The sequence below is a fragment of the Bradyrhizobium sp. HKCCYLRH3099 genome, from assembly GCF_051167855.1.
Lineage (GTDB): Bacteria > Pseudomonadota > Alphaproteobacteria > Rhizobiales > Xanthobacteraceae > Bradyrhizobium.
This window is the reverse complement of the sequence record NZ_JBNPTW010000005.1, coordinates 368,522-386,400: the sequence shown is the minus strand read 5'-3', so window position 1 is coordinate 386,400 and position 17,879 is coordinate 368,522. Positions and strand designations below refer to the sequence as shown.

Here is a 17,879-nt window from a genome sequence, read left to right as displayed (position 1 = left end):
CAGAAGCAAGGGCCCGGCGATAGGACATGCAATTGGGATTGACAAACCAAGGCCCGTTACAGAAGCCCGGATGAGCGTCAGCGACATCCGGGGTCGCACAAGCTGCCGAGGAGACCCCGCATGTCGCTGACGCTCATGCGGGCTACGCGCTCTCACTCAGTTGAACAGATCTGGCTCCTGCGCCGTGATCCAGTCCCACAGCGGCTGGAAGCTGAAATAGCCGCCCTTGTGGGTACCGACTTGCCCCGCCGTGTGCTTGGCGATCTCGTGCGGAATGGGTTTTGTGGGCCCCGCGGCCTCGGCCAGCAACTGCGTGCGTGCGGCATTGTCCATCGCGATATACCACCACGCCGTCGCCTCGATGGTCGGGCCGACCGTCAGCAGGCCGTGGTTCTGCAGGATGGCAGCCTTCTTGGTGCCTAGCGCGGCCGCGATCTTCCTGCCCTCCTCGGCATCGAGCACGACGCCGGTGAATGGATCGAACAGCACGTGATCGTCGTAGAAGGCGCAGGAATCCTGCGTCAGCGGATCGAGCAGCTTTCCGAGCGCGGAAAACGCCTTGCCATAGGTCGAATGGGTATGCGCGGCGGCGATCACGTGCGGATGAGCGGCGTGGATCGCGGAATGGATGACGAAGCCGGCCTGGTTGATCGGCTTGTTGCCGATCAGGATGTTGCCGTCGTGATCGACGAGCTGCAGGTCGGAAACCTTGATCTGGCTGAAATGCGTCGACAGCGGATTGATCCAGAACCGGTCGGGGAATTCCGGATCGCGCACGGTGACGTGGCCCGCCAGACCCTGATCGAAGCCGTAGCGCGCAAACAGCCGGAAGGTCGCGGCCAGGCGCTGCTTGCGATGCAGCCGGTCCTCCTCGAAGGTGGCTGCGGGCGCACGTTCGACCAGCGCAAACTTCCTGGGGCGTTCGACGATCTCGTTCATGGTCGTTTCCTCCTGCTCGGCTGCGTCGATTGAAACCGTGTCTGCGTCAGCTCAGCGCTGCCTCAAGCGCCGATTGAGCCGGCGCGCAAGGTGATCGCCGACCGTCTGCACCGTCTGCACCAGTGCGATCAGCACGACCACCACTGCCAGCATCATCTCCGGCATGAAGCGCTGATAGCCGTAGCGGATGCCGAGATCGCCGAGGCCGCCGCCGCCGACGGCGCCGACCATCGCGGAGTAGCCGAGCAGGCTGACCACCGCGAGCGTCAGCGCCAGCACGAGGCCGGGCAGCGCCTCCGGGATCAGCACCTTGAACACGATCTGCAGCGGCGTCGCGCCGAACGAGGACGCGGTCTCGATAAGGCCGGCATCGACCTCGCGGATGGCCGCCTCGACCAGCCGTGCAATGAACGGCGTCGCTGCGACGGTCAGCGGCACGATCGCGGCGCCCGAGCCGATCGAGGTGCCGGCGACGAGACGCGTGAACGGGATGATCGCGACGACGAGGATGATGAAGGGCGTCGAGCGCGTCGCATTGACGACGACGCCGAGCGCCGCGTTGACGGCGGGAGCCGCGAACAGCTCGCCCTTGCGGCTGGTCGCCAGGAAGATGCCGAGCGGCAGACCGAGGGCGGTCGCGACCAGCGCCGCGGTCGACACCATGAACAGGCTCTCGCCGGTGGCCTGGACGATCAGGTTGATGAGCTCAGGCGACATAGCCGAGACGCTCCGCTGCGAACTGCTGTTGAGAGAGATAAGCGAGCGTCTGTCGCGCCGCGGCCTCGCCACCGGGGATGCCGAGGATCAGCGATCCGACAGGCTGGCCGCCGATCTCGTCGATGCGCGCCGACAGCAGCGCGACGTCGATCGACAGCTCGCGGGCGAGCCGCGCGACCAAGGTGTCGCCGGCATCGGTGCCGCGCACCTGCACGCGAATGACCGCCTGCCCGATTCCCGTCGGCTCCTGCACGAGCCGGCTCGCCAGCGACACCGGAACGGCATCGCCGAGTGCTTCGGCCAGGAAGGTCTGCGTGGTCGGGTGCTTGGGATGGGTGAAGATGTCAGCGACATGGCCGCGCTCGACCACGCGTCCGTCATCGATCACGACCACCTCCTTGGCGAGCTGGCGGACCACCGACATCTCGTGCGTGATCAGGATGATGGTCACGCCGAGCTCGCGGTTGATGTTGGCGAGCAGGTCGAGAATGGCGCGCGTGGTCTGCGGATCCAGCGCCGAGGTTGCCTCGTCCGACAGCAGCACGTCGGGCCGCGTCGCCAGCGCGCGCGCAATGCCGATGCGCTGCTTCTGTCCGCCGGACAGCTCCGACGGATAGCGGTCGTGCTTGTCGGCGATGTCGACCAGCTCGAGCAGTTCGCCGACCCGCGTTCGGATATCGGCCTTTGTCCAGCCGGCGACCTCGAGCGGCAGGGCGATGTTGTCGGCGGCCGTGCGCGAGGACAGCAGGTTGAAGTGCTGGAAGATCATCCCGATCGAGCGCTGCGCCAGCCGCAGTTGCTGCCCGCTGAGCGCCGAGATCTCGCGCCCATCGACGATGACCCGGCCGGTGCTCGGCTTCTCCAGCCCGTTGATCAGCCGCACCAGGCTCGACTTGCCGGCGCCGGAGCGCCCGATCACACCGGTGATCGAGCCGCGCGCGATGGCAAAATCGATCTCCTTGAGCGCTGCGACGGCCGGCTTGTCGCGATAGGCGGGATAGGTCTTGGAGAGCGCCTCGAAACGGACCATCGGCGCGGCGACAGCGGCTTCGGGCACGATCGCTTCCACCGGCCGGATCGGCTCGGCAACAGCGAGGGACGAGTGGGCATTCATGAGAGGACCTTGACTTGACGTGCTGCAGCGCACGCATTCAGCTCACCATCGCCCGCGATCAGCCCCGAGGCAATTTCAGAAATGCCCGAAGTCATGGACGAAGCTTCTCGAGCGATGGCGCGTCGTGAAACATCATGCTCCCCGATGCATTCTCAGCTGTCATGGAACACCAGCGTCCGCAGCTCGATGCTCTCGCGCGGCGCGGCATCCGCCGGCGTGGTCGGATCGACGAAGGCGGTATGCGGTCCGAACCGCGTGCGGCCGTCGGTCGCCGAATCGTAGCATTTCAGCAGCAGCGCCTCGTCCACCGTCATCTCCGGAAAATAGAACCAGCGATGCGCCGGATTGTACGTGACCGAATAGGTCTCGCCGTTGCGGTTCGGATAGATCAGATCGGAGGCGACGAGATCCTCCGGCGCGACGGTGGTGCCATCGCACATCGCGAGCGGGCTGTCACGGAGCGGGCCGATGATCGGGCGCCAGAGATTGATGACCTGGACCCGCCCTCGCAGCAGCGCGTCAGCCTCGTCACCGAGGTGCTCGCGCACCCGATTGACGCCCGATGTCACGGTCTGGTCGACATGGACGCGCGTCGCCGGCTGACGCGGCCCGCCATCGCGGACATCGGGGGCGCCGGGCACGCGCTTGCGCACGGTGTGATCGAAGATGACGACACGATCGGCCCGCAAGGTCGCGCGAATGAAGGCCTCCGCCGCCGGGTAATAGACGGAGCGGATTTCCTTTTCATTGGTGAAGTCGCGCACGAAGGTCGGGTGCCGCACCAGCGCAAAGCCCTCGCGGTCGAGCGAGAAGGATGACGCGATCGGGCGGCCGTCGAACACCGGCACCCGGTGCGGCTCCGGCAGCGCCGTGGATTTCGGCTCGCCCGGCGGCGGATCGAACGCGTAGGTCCGCGGCTTGGACGCAATGGGCGCCAGATAGTTCAGCTCGGCGAGCACGAAGGGCAGCGCTTCGATCTTTCTCTCGACCAGGCTCATGGGATGTCTCCGGGCAATTTCATGCGATTGCATGGAGCTTGATCGGCGCCGGCGGACAGAACAAGCCGATGCTCGAAATAGCAACGGTTCTGCTTCCGAGGCGGCCCGGCGTAGAAAGAGCTTGCCCACCGATTGAAGCTTGCAACCGTCGTTTTCTTCCGCTCGCCGCCTCCCACGCGAGGGCATGGCTGGCATGACATGGCCGCAACCGAGACTCTGCCGGCGGTCGCGTCGACCCAGCAGCAAATTGTTGCACGATCACACCGAAATTCGCCTGTCCCATTTCATTGACGACCTTCACCCTGCTCCTACACTGATCGATATTGCAACGCGCTCCCGACCAACAGCACCCATCCGACGCAAATGTCAGCCGCAGCTTCGCAGGTCTTCGCCATCGACCTGGGCCCGTACCCGGCCTTCGTGTTTGCCGCGAGGGATCACATCGCGGCGTAGAGCGTGGTGCGATCACCGGCCTTGCTGCGGGCAATCGACTCTTTCTGCCGGCTCAAACGTCCCGCGCAGGCAGAACGGCTCGCGCTGCGCGAGGCGACCCATGGCGAGACGGCGATCTATCTCGACCGCGCCGACGAGTTGGCCGACGACGCGGTCTGTCGCCTGCTCCTGGTTCATCTCGGCCCGGGCTGACGCCGCGGGAGAGATCGCTCTCGCCGCGGCGCGAACGCCCTACTCCGCAGCCTCGCTGAGATCGAGCCGTGCCCGCGGGCTCTCGCCGGTCACCACCGACACCCGCTCACCCCAGCGCTCCTCGGGATAGTAGTCCCACACGGCATGATGCTGGCTCGCCCAATTGTCCCACACGAGCAGCGAGTTGGGCTGCCACTGCACGCGGGTCTGCAGCGCAAGCTGGCTTTCGACATGGCGGAACAAGAGCTGCAGCAGCGCGTCACTCTCCCGACGCGTCAGCTGCACGATGTGCGAGGTGAAGGACGCGTTGACGTAAAGGAGTTTGCGGCCGGTGCGCGGATGGGTCACGACCACCGGATGCTCTGACTGAGGATAGGTCTTGCCGGGATCGGGCTTGGCGCCGTAGCCGGCGGTCCAGGCCAGGGAGCCGTCATGGATCGCGGTCAGGCCGTCGAGCAGGTGCTTGATCGGATCCGACAGGAATTCATAGGCAAGATACATGTTGGCGAAGGCGGTGTCGCCGCCGAGCGGCGGCGTCTTGGTCACCCGCAGCAGCGAGACCGCGATCGGGCTCGGGTCGCAGGAGACGTCCGGGTGCCAGCCGTCGCCGGCGGTGAAGCGCGAATTGGCGTCGGTCTTCCACGACAGGAATTCCGGATCGAATGGCCCATCATGACGGAAACGCGTCGCCGCCAGTTCGTGCCGATGCAGCGACTTGCCGAAGCGGCGCGCGAAGCGCTTGTGGTCCTCCTTGGAGATGTCCTGATCGCGAAAAACGATCGCCAGATTTTCGTCGAGCGCGCGGTGGATCTCCGCGAACTGCGCCTCCGGCACATCCTTGGAAAGATCGACCCCGCCGATCTCAGCGCCGACCGTCGGACCGAGTTGCCTGACCTCGATCGTCTCATAGGGTTCGCGCTTCCGGCCGTTCCAGGCCTGGATGGCGAGCTTGTCGTTGAAGTCCCTGTAGAAGCTCATGAGCGATATCCTTCGATGGCGATGGGATGAGTTAGACGGAGCCGCGGCGCAGCCGCCCGCCACCGCTGGTGACGAGCGCACGGGCTGCGCGCTCGGCATCGCGCGCCGATGTGAAGGACTGCCCTTCCAGGCTGTCGAACGCGCGCTCGGACGAGAAGAAGCTGAAGCCGCGCTCGTCGGCCGTGACGATGCCCGCGGTCCGGTTGAAGACTTCGATGACAAAGGCTGTCGGCATGACTGATCATTCGCCGCCTTGCGCAGCGGCGCTCCTGTCGGATCTGCAAATCGATGATTGAGGTGAATTCGGCTGCAGCGATCAGCAACAGGCCCCGGTCGCCGCCGAGAAGCAGCGTCCGGCAAGGCGCTTGCGCACCAGGCGGCGGGCTGCAGATCTCATTCTCATCTTGGCGAGTCCCGGTTGAGCGATGACGGCGCTGAATATCTGCGCAGGATGCGTTTTGGTCAATGAAATGGGCATTCAAAGATCAGAGCGCCGCGCGCTATTTGTTTCATGGCGACACACATCGACGCGAATAATCATTCAGATCGGCGCGAGATCAGATTGCAACCCATTTGCAACGCATAGATGCAGGATACGACGGAAAACCCGCACCGTGGGACCTTCTACTGCCAGGTCGTGAGCGCGAGAAACAGCGGCATGTTCAACGCGGCAACCGCCGTCTGAAAGCTGATGATGCCGGCCGCGACGCGGTGGTCGCCAGCCAAGAGCCGCGCCACGATGCAGGCAGAGGGCGTGCAGGGCTGCGCGTTAAACAGAACGAGTGTGATGAGCGACACCCCCTCAGGCCGCGGCGGCGTCCGATGCCGTAGGTAGCCATTGGGACCAGCGCCAGCCTGACCACGCTGGATTGCAGAATTGGCCCGCACCAGATGAGAGCAAAGCTCGGACGCCAAAGCGCGCCGCGAGGCGACTTTGCACATTTCGGAGTCGCTCCCGCCGCCTTCGTCGAGATCGCGATGGGCTCGCAAGCAACAATCAAATCGCGCCGAGCTTCAATCATACTTTGAGGTGTCTACGCTCGCGCGCGGCTTGCGATACTTGATGGCCCATAGCTATCGCGCTGGAAGGTCAATCGCAATGAGCCAGGCATCGGCCAAGACGTCGTTCTCCCCGGGCATGTCCACAAGCTTGATGTTTGCCATGGCGAGCGCCGCCGGCATCGCCGTCGCCAACATCTACTACAATCAGCCGATGCTGGCGTTGATCGAAGCCGAGTTGCCCGGCCGTCTTGCCGGACTGATCCCGACAGCGACGCAGCTCGGCTACGCCGCCGGACTGTTCCTGCTGGTCCCGCTCGGAGACATCGTCGAGCGCCGCCGGCTGATCATCATGCAATTCGCCTTCCTGGCCGCCTCGCTGGTCCTCGCCGCGATCGCGCCGAACGCCTTGCTCGTCGTGCTCGCTTCGCTCGCCGTCGGCCTGTTCTCGACCGTCGCCCAGCAGATCGTTCCCCTGGCAGCGCATCTGGCGACCCCGGAGCGTCGCGGCAGCACGGTCGGTACCATTCTCGCCGGCATCCTGACCGGCATCCTGCTGAGCCGCACCCTTGCCGGCCTGGTCGCGACGCATGCCGGCTGGCGCGAGATGTTCTGGCTCGGCGTCCCCCTGGCACTCGGCGCGGGAGGCCTCATGGCGTTGACGCTTCCGCACAGCCCCGCCGCTTCGAAGCTCGGATATCTGCAACTCCTCAACTCGATCGGTCATCTGTGGCGCGAGTTTCCGGAGTTGCGGCTTGCAGCCGTGACGCAAGGCTTGATCTTTGCCGCCTTCACCGCGTTCTGGACCGTGCTTGCCTTCCGGCTGCAGGCCCCTCCGTTCGGGCTCGGCGCCGATGTCGCTGGCCTGTTCGGGATCGTCGGCGCCATTGGCATCCTCGCTGCTCCGCTGGCCGGGCGCTTTGCTGATCAGCGAGGTCCGTCCTTCGCCGTTCTCGGCGGCGCGATCCTGACGCTGGTCTCCTGGGCGGTGTTCGGCCTCTGGTCGTCGCTGACGGGCCTGGTCGTCGGCGTCATCCTGCTCGATCTGGCGATGCAGACGGCCTTGGTCGGCAACCAGCATATCGTCTTCGCCTTGAGGCCCGAGGCGCGCGGCCGGCTGAACACCGCGCTGATGGGCTGCATGTTCCTGGGCGGCGCATTCGGCTCCGCGGCTGTGACGGCTGCCTGGCAATCCGGCGGTTGGCCCGCAGTCGCGACGCTCGGACTGGTGCTCGCCGGGTTGGCGACAGCGGCGCAGGCCAGGAATTTCCTTCGCCGGAAGGCCGGGACGAGCGGCGCTCCGATCAAAGGGCGCAGCGAGGTCTGACGGATGACTTCAGCCGAACGGCACTCCCCGAGCTCGATCAAGGAAGGCGACGTCGCATGAGAAGGGCGCGTGTTGTCATCGCAGCAGCGGCGATCGGCATCGTCGGAGCTGGAGCCGCTCTGTTCTATGCGTGGCAGCCGGCTCTTGCACCGATCACGCCGCCGGCTCCGGCCACGTTCGACCAGGCACTTGTCAGAAGGGGCGCCGAGCTCGCCCTGCTCGGCGATTGTCAGACCTGCCATACCGCGCCCGGCGGCCGCACTTTTGCCGGCAGCCTCGCGATGCCCACGCCGTTCGGAACGATCTACTCGACGAACATCACCCCCGATCCGGAGACAGGCATCGGGCGGTGGTCGGAGGCCGCGTTCGCGCGAGCTTTCCGTGAGGGCGTCGATCGCGAAGGACGGCACCTTTACCCGGCATTCCCCTACGATCATTTCACGTTGATCTCCGATGACGACGTTCGGGCGCTCTATGCCTTCTTCATGTCGCGCGAGCCCGTGACGTCGACGCCTCCGCCCAACGCCTTGCCGTTTCCAATCAATGTCCGCCTCGTCCTCGCGGGATGGAAGCTGCTGTTTCTCGATCGCGGCCGCTTCGAGCCCGACCCATCGCGTGACCAGCTTTGGAATCGCGGGAAGTATCTCGTTGAAGGGTTCGGCCATTGCGGCGGCTGCCACACGCCACGAAACGTGATGGGAGCCGAGAAGACGTCGCGTGCGTTTGCGGGCGGCGAAGCCGAGGGCTGGCGGGCCTACGCCCTCGGCGCAGCCTCTCAAGCGCCAACCCCGTGGAACGAAGCAGCGCTTACGCAATATCTGTCGCGTGGTTTTCATCCGCTTCACGGCGTCGCCCGCGGACCTATGGCCCCCGTGGTCGCGAACCTCGCTCAAGTCCCACAGCAGGACATCATTGCCATGGCCCGTTACATGGCCTCGCTGTCGAAGCCTGAAACCGCTGAAGCAAACGCCCAACCGGCTCAACCATTGCCTGAGCAGGGCCCAGGAATTGTCCCGCAATCCGCGGGCTCCCAGGCGCCCACGCCCGTGGCCGGCACGGCAGATGGAGCCGGCATCTACGCGACTGCGTGCGCGTCCTGTCACGCCAGCGACCGCCCCCTCCCCTTGGGTGCGATCCGGCTTTCACTGTCGACCGCGATCACGGACGACAGCCCGGACAATCTGATCAACATCATCCTGAGCGGAATTCCGGCCTCGAACGGCACGGCCGGTCCGATCATGCCGAGCTTCTCGAGCGCGATGAGCGCGGGGCAGATCTCCGACCTCGCGCGCTATCTCCGCAGCAGCTTCACCACCGCCGCGCCCTGGGCCGACGTCGACGACACCGTTCGAACGGCTATTGCCGAACAGCGGAAAGCCAGGGCCCAAAGACTCAACTCGGATCGATGAGGGGTATCGCCATGCTCACAATCACGCTGAATGGTACGCCGCGCGACATCAGATCCTCGCCGGATACGCCGCTGCTCTACGTGCTGCGCGATGAGCTCGGCCTGAATGCCGCCAAATATGGCTGTGGCCTCGGTCAATGCGGCGCCTGCACCGTGATCCTCGACGGCGATGCGATCTTCTCCTGCATCACGCCGGTGATGCTGGCGGCCGACCGCGAGGTCACGACGCTCGAAGGTCTCGGGACCGTCGAGCATCCCGGCCCGCTCCAGAAGGCCTTCATCGACGAGCAGGCGGCGCAGTGCGGTTATTGCATCCCCGGCATGATGATGCGGGCCAAGGCGCTTCTCGACAAAGTGCCCGTGGTGTCCGACGCGTTGATCCGCGAAGAGCTCCAACCCCATCTGTGCCGCTGCGGAACGCACATGCGGATCCTGCGAGCCATCCAGCGTGCCGCCAAGGCGGTTGCGACCTCGACGACGGCGGACGTCGCGCCATGAGCACGATCGTCACACGCCGCGATGTCTTGGCCGGCGCCGGCGCGCTGGTTCTGTCCTTCAGCATTGCCTCCCGACGGGCCTGGAGCCAAACGGCAACGTCCGCTGCTCCGCCAAAACCATCCTTGCCCGGCAGCCTGGCCGGCACGCCGCGGCTCGATGCCTGGATCCGTATCGATACAAGCGGCGATATTACGATCCTGACCGGCAAGGCCGAACTCGGACAAGGGCTGAAGACGGCGCTGCTGCAGATCGCTGCGGAGGAGCTCAAGGTCGATCTGAACGCACTTAAGCTGATCACTGCCGACACCGGCCTGACCGCGGACGAGGGTTACACGGCAGCGAGCCATTCGGTTCAGGATTCGGGAACAGCCATCCGCAACGCGGCGGCGCAAGTTCGCGAGATACTCATCGGCGAAGCGGCCCGGCGCCTCGATGTCGATCGGGCCATGCTCCACGCCGAGAATGGCGCGGTGGTCGGCAGCAACGGAGCTCGCCTGTCCTATGGCAACCTCGTCAGCGATCATCTCCTCGAAGTCAGCGCCGCGCCAAGCTCGAAGCTCACCGCAACCGCCGACTTCGAGGTCATGGGACGTCCGGTGCATCGCGTCGATATCCCCGCCAAGGTCACGGGCGGAGCGGCCTATGTCCAGGACATGCGCTTGCCTAGCATGTTGCACGGGCGAGTGATCAGGCCACCGAGTCCGGGTGCCGTTCTCGAACGCGTCGACAGCTCAGCGCTCCAGCACATGACCGGAATTGTGAAGGTGGTGCGCGACGGCAATTTTCTTGCCGTCGTGGCCGAGCAGGAATGGACGGCGGTCCAGGCCATGCGCGTGCTGGCCACTCACGCGACGTGGCGGGAAACAGCGACGTTGCCGGATCAAGAAGGGCTAGCCACCACGTTGATGGCCCTGCCGTCGGAAGACACCGTCATCCTCGACCAGGGGCAACATGGCGAAGCCGGGCACGCGATCGAAGCGACATTTACCCGCCCCTATCTCGCGCATGGATCGATCGGTCCGTCCTGTGCCGTCGCCCAAACGCAAGATGACGAGTTAACGATCTGGACGCATACGCAGGGCGTGTTTCCGCTTCGCAAGGCGATTGCCGAACTGCTGCGGCTGTCGCCGGACAAAGTGCGCTGCATCCATGCCGAAGGCGCCGGTTGCTACGGCCATAACGGCGCGGACGATGTGGCGGCTGACGCCGCCCTGCTCGCCGTCGCGCTGCCGGGCCGCGCCATTCGCGTCCAGTGGATGCGGGAGCAGGAGCATTCCTGGGAGCCGTTCGGTCCGGGCATGGTGACGAAGCTGCGCGCTGCCGTCGGCCAGGATGGGATGATCAGCGACTGGCACCACGAGGTCTGGAGCCAATCGCACATGATGCGGCCGGGTCCTGCCGGAACGTTGCTGGCGGCCCGCGACATCGCGAACCCGTTTCCGCCGGCGCCTCCGGTCGCGCTCGCGCAACCGGAAGGCGGCGGCGATCGAAACGCGATCCCGCTATACAAGCTTCCCAATGCAAAGGTCGTAAGCCATTTCCTCCCGGAGATGCCGCTTCGTGGTTCGTCGATGCGCTCGCTGGGTGGCTATCTCAACGTGGTCGCGATCGAAAGCACGATGGACGATCTCGCGCGCGCCGCCGGCCACGATCCCGTCGCCTTCCGGCTCTTGCATCTCGACAACCCGCGTGGCCGTGCCGTCATCGAAAGAGCCGCCGACGAATTCGGCTGGTCGACGCGGCCTGCGCTGAAACGAGGCGGCGGTTACGGCTTCGGCTTTGCTCAATACAAGAACCTCGAAGCCTATTGCGCCATTGCGTTGGAGATCGCCGTCGACGACCAGACGGGCGTCATCAGCATCGCGCGCGTGATCGCAGCGGTCGACACCGGCGAGGTCGTCAATCCCAACGGCGTACGCAACCAGATCGAGGGCGGGATCATCCAATCCGCGAGCTGGACGCTGTTCGAGCAGGTCAGCTTCGACCGGACGCGGGTCACGTCGATCGATTGGTCGGCCTACCCCGTGATGCGTTTCGCCAGCGTCCCCGGCACGATCGACGTCCACATCATCGATCAGCCTGGCGCGCCCTTTCTCGGCATTGCCGAAGCTGCGCAAGGCCCGACCGGCGCCGCCCTCGCCAATGCGGTCCGCGACGCCATCGGACGGAGACTCTACCACCTGCCGCTGACCGCCGCGCGCATCAGAGAGGCCATGAACGCATCATGAGAGACGTTGCGGGAGATCTTTCGTGATCGCCAAGCCCACAGCTTCCGCACCTGGCGATTCCGACATTGCAGCGCGACGATGCCTCGAAGACTTGCTGCCGCCGGCCTTGAGCGTCATCGCCGGCATGGTCGATCTCACCGGCTTCTTCATGCTCGGCCACGTCTTCACCGCGCATATCACAGGAAATCTCGTGGTCGCGAGCGCGGCGGCCGTCGACGGCGGTCCCGTCTATTGGGCGCAGCTCGCAGCGCTTCCCATGTTCGCGAGCGCCCTGGCACTCCTCTGGCTCATCGCCCGGCTTTCAAAGCGCCGCGGCGTCTCGCTCGTGAGATTGTTGCTCGGCCTGCAGACCGGCCTGCTCGCCGCAGTGTTGCTGCTCTGCGTAACGGGTCGGCTTTCGGCAGCACCGCAGAGCCCGGTTGCGGGGATCGCCGTACTGCTCGCGGTCGCCGCCATGGCTTCGCAATATGCGCTGCTCCGGCTGGCGCTGCCTCAGGCGGTGTCGACCGCGGTCATGACCGGAAATCTCGCCAACGTCGTCCTGGGCCTGATGGACGCGCTCACGAACGGACATCCCCTGATGCGCGCGGACGATGGCCGGCTGAGGCGGGCTCTGCATCTGCTGGGCGGCTTCCTGACCGGCTGTCTGGTGGCCGCGCTGGCGATGCCGCTGATGCGGGAATGGGCATGGGTCCTGCCCGTCGCACTGGCTGCCGTGCTGACCATTCATCCCCTGCTCTGGGCCGACGCCGTCGGTGGATGATCGGCCGCGCGCGAGATCGATGCTGTTCAGGACTCGCGGCGGCGTCACGATACGCGATCATCTTCGCGTCCCGTTCGGGACGCGACGGGCTCCTCCGCAACGGGGATGCTGATGTCGAACGTGCTTCCCTGTCCGAGCGTGGATCGAACGCCGATCGTTCCCCGATGCAGTTCCACGATCGAACGGCAGATCGCCAATCCGACGCCCATTCCGGTCGTCTTGGTCGTGAAGAACGGATCGAAGATCTTGCTCCTGATCTCGTCCGACATGCCGCAGCCGTTGTCCTCGATCGAGAGTCGCACCGTGCCATCATCGGCGGCGACGGTCCTGATCACCACGCGGCGGACGGCCTGCTCGGTCTCCGCCATCGCGTGGATCGCATTCGTCACCAGGTTGAAGATGACCTGCTGAAGCTGAACGCGGTCGGCGGAAATGGTGCGCCGCTGCTCGGCGAGCTCGACCATGATTTTCACGTGACCGGCGTCGAGATCATCTGCGATCAGCCGCACGACTTCCTCCACGACCTCCTCCAGGGAGATTGGCGAGAACGTGGCCGGCGCCTGCTTGCCCAGCGATCGCAGCGATTTCACGATGTCGGCGGTACGGCGGCCGGAATTCCTGATCCTGATCAGCCCTTGGGTCACCTCCGCGATATCAGGCGTGTCCCTGTTCAGCCACCGCAGCGCCGCCTCGGTCTGCGTGATGATGCTGGCGATCGGCTGATTGATCTCGTGAACGATCGAAGCGGCGAAGCTGCCGAGCGCCGTCATCTGCGAGGTCCGCCCCAGCTCCGCGCGGGCCTCGCGCAATTCAAACTCCGCCTCGGCCCGCCGTCTGTTTTCGTCGATCAGGTTGCGATACAGCCTTGCCGCATCGAGCGAGATCGCAGCCTGCGCCGCAAGCACCTCCAGCATGGCGGTCCGGCTCGGCGTGAAGACGTTGGCGGAGAGAGAGTTCTCCAGATACAGCACGCCGACGAGATCACCCCGCTTGATGAAGGGAATGCAGGCCAGCGAGCGGGCGCCGCGATGGCGCGGCCCGGGAGCGTCGAGCTCGGGAGCATCCGTGGACACGTCCGCAAAGGTGACCGCTTTTTTCGTCCTCATGACGGATGTCAGCAGCGAGATCGGAAGATCATCGTCGGACGGAACGGCGCTGTAGAGATCGACCCGGATGCCCTGGTTCTCCACCCACGCCGAGGCCTCGATGCCCGGCACGCCGTCCTGAACCAGCAGAAACAGCCCGAACTGCGCGCCTGCATGGATGATCATGCTGCGCATCAAGGTGCGAAGCACCTGCTCGAGTCCGACCTCCTCGGCCAGGGTCTGCGCCGCCGCCGTCAGAGCCGCGAGATCGAGCTCCCGCTGGCTGACGGCGTCCTCCGACAGGCTGGTTCTCTCCGACCTCTGCGGAAAGCGAACCGCGAGATGGGTGGCCTTGCCGGTCGCCCCCCATTGTCGGTAGCAAGCCTCCGCAGCGATCAGGCACCCCTGGGCCGGAGCAGACAGACCCGCCTCCAGATAATATTGCCCCGCCAGTTCATGAGCCAGCGCCTGGTCATGGATGAAGCCGGTCTTCTCGGCGGCACGGGCCGCCTGCTCGTACAATTTCTGCGCGGCCGCGCCGTCGCCGCTCAGCCGCGCAGCCTCGGCTTCGAGCAGAAGCGACTTGCTCTCGAACGTATCCGGGTTCAATCGCGCCCAGGCAGCAAAGCGCGCGCGGGCCGCATCGAGGCGCGCCACCTTGTCGTCGACCGGCCGGCCGCCCGCGATCGATCGGCACGACGCCAGCGCGAAGAAGAAGCAGCACTGCGCCGTATCGATGTGAGCCGGCGCGGACCAGGATAGATCCATCGCCATTTCGAGATGGCGCAGCGCAGCGCCATCTCGATTGAACAGGAATGCCGTGACGCCGGCGTAATGATGCACCCAGAATTGGGTAATGACTGACGCGGCGGAGGCGTCGTCAGGACCTCGCTGACGGTCATTTTCGCCCGTCAGCAGCGCAGTGGCGAGGCGCATCTGGGCGTCCAGGATGAGCTCGATATCCCTGTATCCTATCTCGCTCGTGTATCTCAGTCCCTCCGTGATCTCGGCCCGAACGGCCGGGAGCGGTTCGCCGACCACGAGGAGATTGGAGGCGACATGATTGCGCGCGTAGCACGCCATCCCGAGATCGCCCGCAGCCTGCCCCACACGGACGCCGTCGCGGGCCCGATCGAGCGCAAAGCGCATCGGCTTGGTCCAGACGCTGACCTGGTCGAGCGCAAGGAGCGCGGCAGTTCGCTGTGCTTCGTAGCCTTCCCGCTCGACCATCCGGCAGGCCGTTTCAGCCCAGAGCAATCCCTGCTCGTAAGCCGCGAAGTGATGCGCACCGTAGACGCCGAACCATGCGAGGCCATAGGCCGATTCCGGCGTAACGCCATGGTTCAAGGTGACTTCCACGATCTTGAGAACGTGAAGAAAGCGCAGGTCACCCGGCACGAAGGACGAGGAGATCAGCGTCGACAGCAGGGGAAGTGCGGTGCGCGCAACCTCGTCGGAGGCGTCGGGGAGAGCCAGAAATCCGTCGGGGGTGAGTTCTTGCAGCCGCACGCAGCAGGCTTGATAGAGCCGCTCCAGATCATCCAGAGCAGGCAGACGCTCGATGGCAATACCGATCGCCGAGAGGCCGAGCAATGCGGCCTCGATCGCCTGATTATATTGCGACCTGATGATCAGCGCTAACGCCCGCAGACGATAGGTGTCGGCGATTTCCACGGGCGCGACGGCGACATCCAGCAAGACGTCGAGTCCCTGCAGGGCTTCCTCAACGCGGGCGAGCGCAAGCAGGCAGTCGCAGCGCAGCCACTCCGTGGCGAATGCCGGAAACTCGGGATCCGCCGCGCCGCCATCCGATCGCAGGTCGGCAGCGACATCGAGAAATCGCAAGGCCTGGTCCACTGCTCCCGTGGAGCGCGAGTGACGGGCCGCGGCCAGCAGCACGCGGGCGAACGCAAGACGCTCGCCATGTTCCAACCAGCTTCGATCGGCGCGTTCGATCTGCGATGCGATGTCGAGCGTCAGGTCGGAGCCGCAGTCACGATGAGCGAGGAAATGGCGAGCAATGCGCAAGTGCTCGATCGGCCGACTCTCGTCGTCGATGAGCGAGTAAGCGGCCTCACGAACGCGGTCATGCGAGAAGGTGAGGTGGTCCCCGCCGCGAGCCAGCAGATTGGCCTGCATGAGCTTCTCTGCCAGCTGAAGGGTCTCGTCATGGGACGTCGCCATCAGGGCGGAGAGAACACCGATCGACGCATGCCTGCCCAGAAAGGCGAGCGTTCGAAGCAAATGGCGCTCACGCTCCGGCAAGGCCGAGAGGCGCCGCGCCATGAATTCCACGACGGTACAGCCTTGAAGAAGGCGGGCCTGATCCCATCCCCATTCCCGCCGTCTCGGGTCGAATGCGATGACCTGCTCGTCGGTGAATTTGTGCAAGAGCTGGCTGATGTAGAACGGGCTGCCCTTGGTCTCGCGATGGATGATTGCCGACAGCTCTCCGATCCGATCAACAGCCTGGCCCAAGGCAAAAGCGACCAGTTCGGCAGTCTCGACCGGCGCCAGAGAGGACAAACGGATGTCGGTGCAGGGAATACCCGAAACCATGGCTTCATCGGACAAATCTCGCCACAGACGGTCGACACCATCGTCGCTGCGGCAACTGCAGATCAGCAAGATGGGCGCGGAATTCGCACCGAGCATCGCCTTTGCGAGGTCCAGACTGGCGCCATCGAACCACTGCAAATCGTCGAAGAACAGGATGAGCGGCACCTGTGCCGAAGCAATGGCAGCGAACGTTTCGCGCAGGATCCGCGTCGTTCGAACCTGCGCGAGATGAGCTGGCACCTCGGGGAGTGGCTGGCTTCCGCCCTGCACGAGCTCGACATCCGGAATGAGATCGGCCAACAACCGGCTGCAGCCGGGCACCTCGGCGAGGCGGCTGTGCACGGCATTTCGAACGTGCTGATCATGCGAATGGAGACTTTCCAAAGCCGAACGCAACGCCTGGACGATGGGCGCGTACGGGATCGCCTTGCGCAGCGGGTCTCCTTTTCCCGTAGCGCTGATGGCGTCATTCCGGTCCAAGCTCTTCAGCAGATGGCTGACGAGAGACGATTTCCCCGTTCCCGGAGCCCCCGACAACAACACTATCTCGGTTCTGCCGGATTGCCGAACGTTGCGGAACGACTGCGCGAGGCGCTCGACTTCCGCGCGGCGGCCGACGAGAGACTCAGCGAGCCGTTCCCTGACTGCGAACGTCGCTTCAGGGCTGCGGTAGACGCCGTCGCGCCCTGCCCTCGTCTTCGACGCAATGATGCCCGCGACATCGGCCCGAAGCTCTTCGGCGGATTGATATCGCCGGCTCGGCTCCTTTGCCAACAGCTTGAGCAGAACCTGATCGATGACGGGCGGAATCCCCGCCCGAACCAGGCTCGGCGCCGGCACGGTGATGGCGACATGGGCATGGAGCCACTCGGCGATGCTCCCGGCAAGCAAGGGAGGACGACCAACCAGGAATTCGTAGAGGATTGCGCCGAGGGCGTACAGATCGCTGCGCTGGTCAATGACGGGCCGTTCGCGTCTGGTCTGCTCAGGTGCCGCGTATCGGAAATTGGTCCCGGCGAACTCGGGGACGTCGGATGCAAGCTCCTGTCCCGACACATGCGCCCGTCCGAAATCCGCGAAACGCACCCCGCCCTGCTCATCAATCAGTACTTTGGCCGGCTCGAGAGCGCCGTGAACAATGTCGGACGCGTGAACCCGCATCAGCGAGATTGCCGCGCGTTCGGCAATCCCAAGAAATCGATCGAACGGGACCTCTCCCGGAGGAGTGTCCGCCAGCGTGTGATACACATCGGCGGGATAGACCAGGACGATCTTGTCTCGATGGCCGACATAGGCAGGTCGCTCGGCCGCGTCGCCACCAATCCGGGCTGCAATGGCCGCCTCGCGCTCCAAACGCGTGCCTGCCGACGTCCCGGCCGCCGCACTCCGGACGCGCCACCTTTCCCCCGCTTTATCCGCGGCGAAATAGGTCTCGATTCCCTCGGCCTGACCGGCAAACGTCAGGGCAAGGTCGGACCACCAACGGCCATCGATAGCCTCGTAGAGACTGGCCAAGCCGGATACGTCCTCGGCGGGCGTTTTGGCCTGACATGTCGTCTTGCACGTTGCCAAGCTTGGATCTCACCGCTGACGTTGACCTGATGTTCAGGCCTATATCAGC

The 17,879-nt window shown here is 65.1% G+C and carries 14 protein-coding genes; 6 read left to right on the top strand and 8 right to left on the bottom strand.

Annotation, left to right across the window (positions count from 1 at the left end; genetic code table 11):
- Nucleotides 1-156: 156 nt before the first annotated feature.
- The 4 genes from ACQR1Y_RS14305 to ACQR1Y_RS14290 all read right to left on the bottom strand — a co-directional run bounded on the left by ACQR1Y_RS14305 (nt 157) and on the right by ACQR1Y_RS14290 (nt 3,768).
- Nucleotides 157-969: a class II aldolase/adducin family protein gene (locus ACQR1Y_RS14305; RefSeq protein WP_434876913.1), complete on the bottom strand. Its 813-nt coding sequence runs from the start codon at nt 967-969 to the stop codon at nt 157-159.
- Between the two features lie 21 nt (nt 970-990).
- Nucleotides 991-1,656: a methionine ABC transporter permease gene (locus ACQR1Y_RS14300; protein ID WP_315705772.1), complete on the bottom strand. Its 666-nt coding sequence runs from the start codon at nt 1,654-1,656 to the stop codon at nt 991-993.
- Entirely contained in the window at nt 1,646-2,770 is a 1,125-nt protein-coding gene (locus ACQR1Y_RS14295; RefSeq protein WP_434876900.1) for a methionine ABC transporter ATP-binding protein, read from the bottom strand. The genes ACQR1Y_RS14300 and ACQR1Y_RS14295 overlap by 11 nt, the downstream gene beginning before the upstream one ends.
- A gap of 152 nt (nt 2,771-2,922) precedes the next feature.
- Nucleotides 2,923-3,768 (bottom strand): CmcJ/NvfI family oxidoreductase, encoded by an 846-nt coding sequence (locus tag ACQR1Y_RS14290; protein ID WP_434876899.1) that lies wholly within the window; start codon nt 3,766-3,768, stop codon nt 2,923-2,925.
- Between the two features lie 474 nt (nt 3,769-4,242).
- On the opposite strand from ACQR1Y_RS14290, the gene ACQR1Y_RS14285 reads away from it, so the two are divergent.
- Entirely contained in the window at nt 4,243-4,413 is a 171-nt protein-coding gene (locus tag ACQR1Y_RS14285; RefSeq protein ID WP_434876898.1) for a hypothetical protein, read from the top strand.
- A 39-nt stretch (nt 4,414-4,452) separates the two neighbouring features.
- On the opposite strand, the gene ACQR1Y_RS14280 is transcribed toward ACQR1Y_RS14285, so the two are convergent.
- The 3 genes from ACQR1Y_RS14280 to ACQR1Y_RS14270 all read right to left on the bottom strand — a co-directional run bounded on the left by ACQR1Y_RS14280 (nt 4,453) and on the right by ACQR1Y_RS14270 (nt 6,189).
- Nucleotides 4,453-5,391, bottom strand: coding sequence for a TauD/TfdA dioxygenase family protein (locus ACQR1Y_RS14280; protein ID WP_434876897.1), 939 nt, complete (start codon nt 5,389-5,391; stop codon nt 4,453-4,455).
- A gap of 31 nt (nt 5,392-5,422) precedes the next feature.
- Nucleotides 5,423-5,626: a hypothetical protein gene (locus tag ACQR1Y_RS14275; RefSeq protein ID WP_434857432.1), complete on the bottom strand. Its 204-nt coding sequence runs from the start codon at nt 5,624-5,626 to the stop codon at nt 5,423-5,425.
- Between the two features lie 389 nt (nt 5,627-6,015).
- Nucleotides 6,016-6,189, bottom strand: a complete 174-nt coding sequence (locus ACQR1Y_RS14270) for a hypothetical protein (protein ID WP_434876896.1) — start codon at nt 6,187-6,189, stop codon at nt 6,016-6,018.
- Between the two features lie 301 nt (nt 6,190-6,490).
- Between ACQR1Y_RS14270 and ACQR1Y_RS14265 the strand changes: the two genes are divergently transcribed.
- From ACQR1Y_RS14265 to ACQR1Y_RS14245, 5 genes are all read left to right on the top strand, one after another.
- Nucleotides 6,491-7,717, top strand: a complete 1,227-nt coding sequence (locus ACQR1Y_RS14265; RefSeq protein WP_434876895.1) for an MFS transporter — start codon at nt 6,491-6,493, stop codon at nt 7,715-7,717.
- Between the two features lie 56 nt (nt 7,718-7,773).
- The gene (locus ACQR1Y_RS14260) at nt 7,774-9,126 is read left to right on the top strand and encodes a c-type cytochrome (protein WP_434876894.1); all 1,353 of its coding nucleotides are present in this window, start codon (nt 7,774-7,776) and stop codon (nt 9,124-9,126) included.
- An 11-nt stretch (nt 9,127-9,137) separates the two neighbouring features.
- The gene (locus tag ACQR1Y_RS14255) at nt 9,138-9,623 is read left to right on the top strand and encodes a (2Fe-2S)-binding protein (RefSeq protein WP_434857436.1); all 486 of its coding nucleotides are present in this window, start codon (nt 9,138-9,140) and stop codon (nt 9,621-9,623) included.
- Nucleotides 9,620-11,851 (top strand): molybdopterin cofactor-binding domain-containing protein, encoded by a 2,232-nt coding sequence (locus ACQR1Y_RS14250; protein WP_434876893.1) that lies wholly within the window; start codon nt 9,620-9,622, stop codon nt 11,849-11,851. The genes ACQR1Y_RS14255 and ACQR1Y_RS14250 overlap by 4 nt, the downstream gene beginning before the upstream one ends.
- Before the next feature lie 91 nt (nt 11,852-11,942).
- Nucleotides 11,943-12,614, top strand: a complete 672-nt coding sequence (locus tag ACQR1Y_RS14245) for a DUF1275 family protein (RefSeq protein WP_434876892.1) — start codon at nt 11,943-11,945, stop codon at nt 12,612-12,614.
- Nucleotides 12,615-12,658: 44 nt separating this feature from the next.
- On the opposite strand, the gene ACQR1Y_RS14240 is transcribed toward ACQR1Y_RS14245, so the two are convergent.
- Nucleotides 12,659-17,773 (bottom strand): trifunctional serine/threonine-protein kinase/ATP-binding protein/sensor histidine kinase, encoded by a 5,115-nt coding sequence (locus ACQR1Y_RS14240; RefSeq protein ID WP_434876891.1) that lies wholly within the window; start codon nt 17,771-17,773, stop codon nt 12,659-12,661.
- Nucleotides 17,774-17,879 lie beyond the last annotated feature (106 nt).

Bases quoted from the DNA above. Each gene is read 5' to 3' on its own strand.
- ACQR1Y_RS14290 (WP_434876899.1), bottom strand. From the start codon at position 3,768: ATGAGCCTGGTCGAGAGAAAGATCGAAGCGCTGCCCTTCGTGCTCGCC.
- ACQR1Y_RS14265 (WP_434876895.1), top strand. From the start codon at position 6,491: ATGAGCCAGGCATCGGCCAAGACGTCGTTCTCCCCGGGCATGTCCACA.
- ACQR1Y_RS14260 (WP_434876894.1), top strand. From the start codon at position 7,774: ATGAGAAGGGCGCGTGTTGTCATCGCAGCAGCGGCGATCGGCATCGTC.
- ACQR1Y_RS14275 (WP_434857432.1), bottom strand. From the start codon at position 5,626: ATGCCGACAGCCTTTGTCATCGAAGTCTTCAACCGGACCGCGGGCATC.
- ACQR1Y_RS14300 (WP_315705772.1), bottom strand. From the start codon at position 1,656: ATGTCGCCTGAGCTCATCAACCTGATCGTCCAGGCCACCGGCGAGAGC.
- ACQR1Y_RS14280 (WP_434876897.1), bottom strand. From the start codon at position 5,391: ATGAGCTTCTACAGGGACTTCAACGACAAGCTCGCCATCCAGGCCTGG.
- ACQR1Y_RS14295 (WP_434876900.1), bottom strand. From the start codon at position 2,770: ATGAATGCCCACTCGTCCCTCGCTGTTGCCGAGCCGATCCGGCCGGTG.
- ACQR1Y_RS14255 (WP_434857436.1), top strand. From the start codon at position 9,138: ATGCTCACAATCACGCTGAATGGTACGCCGCGCGACATCAGATCCTCG.
- ACQR1Y_RS14250 (WP_434876893.1), top strand. From the start codon at position 9,620: ATGAGCACGATCGTCACACGCCGCGATGTCTTGGCCGGCGCCGGCGCG.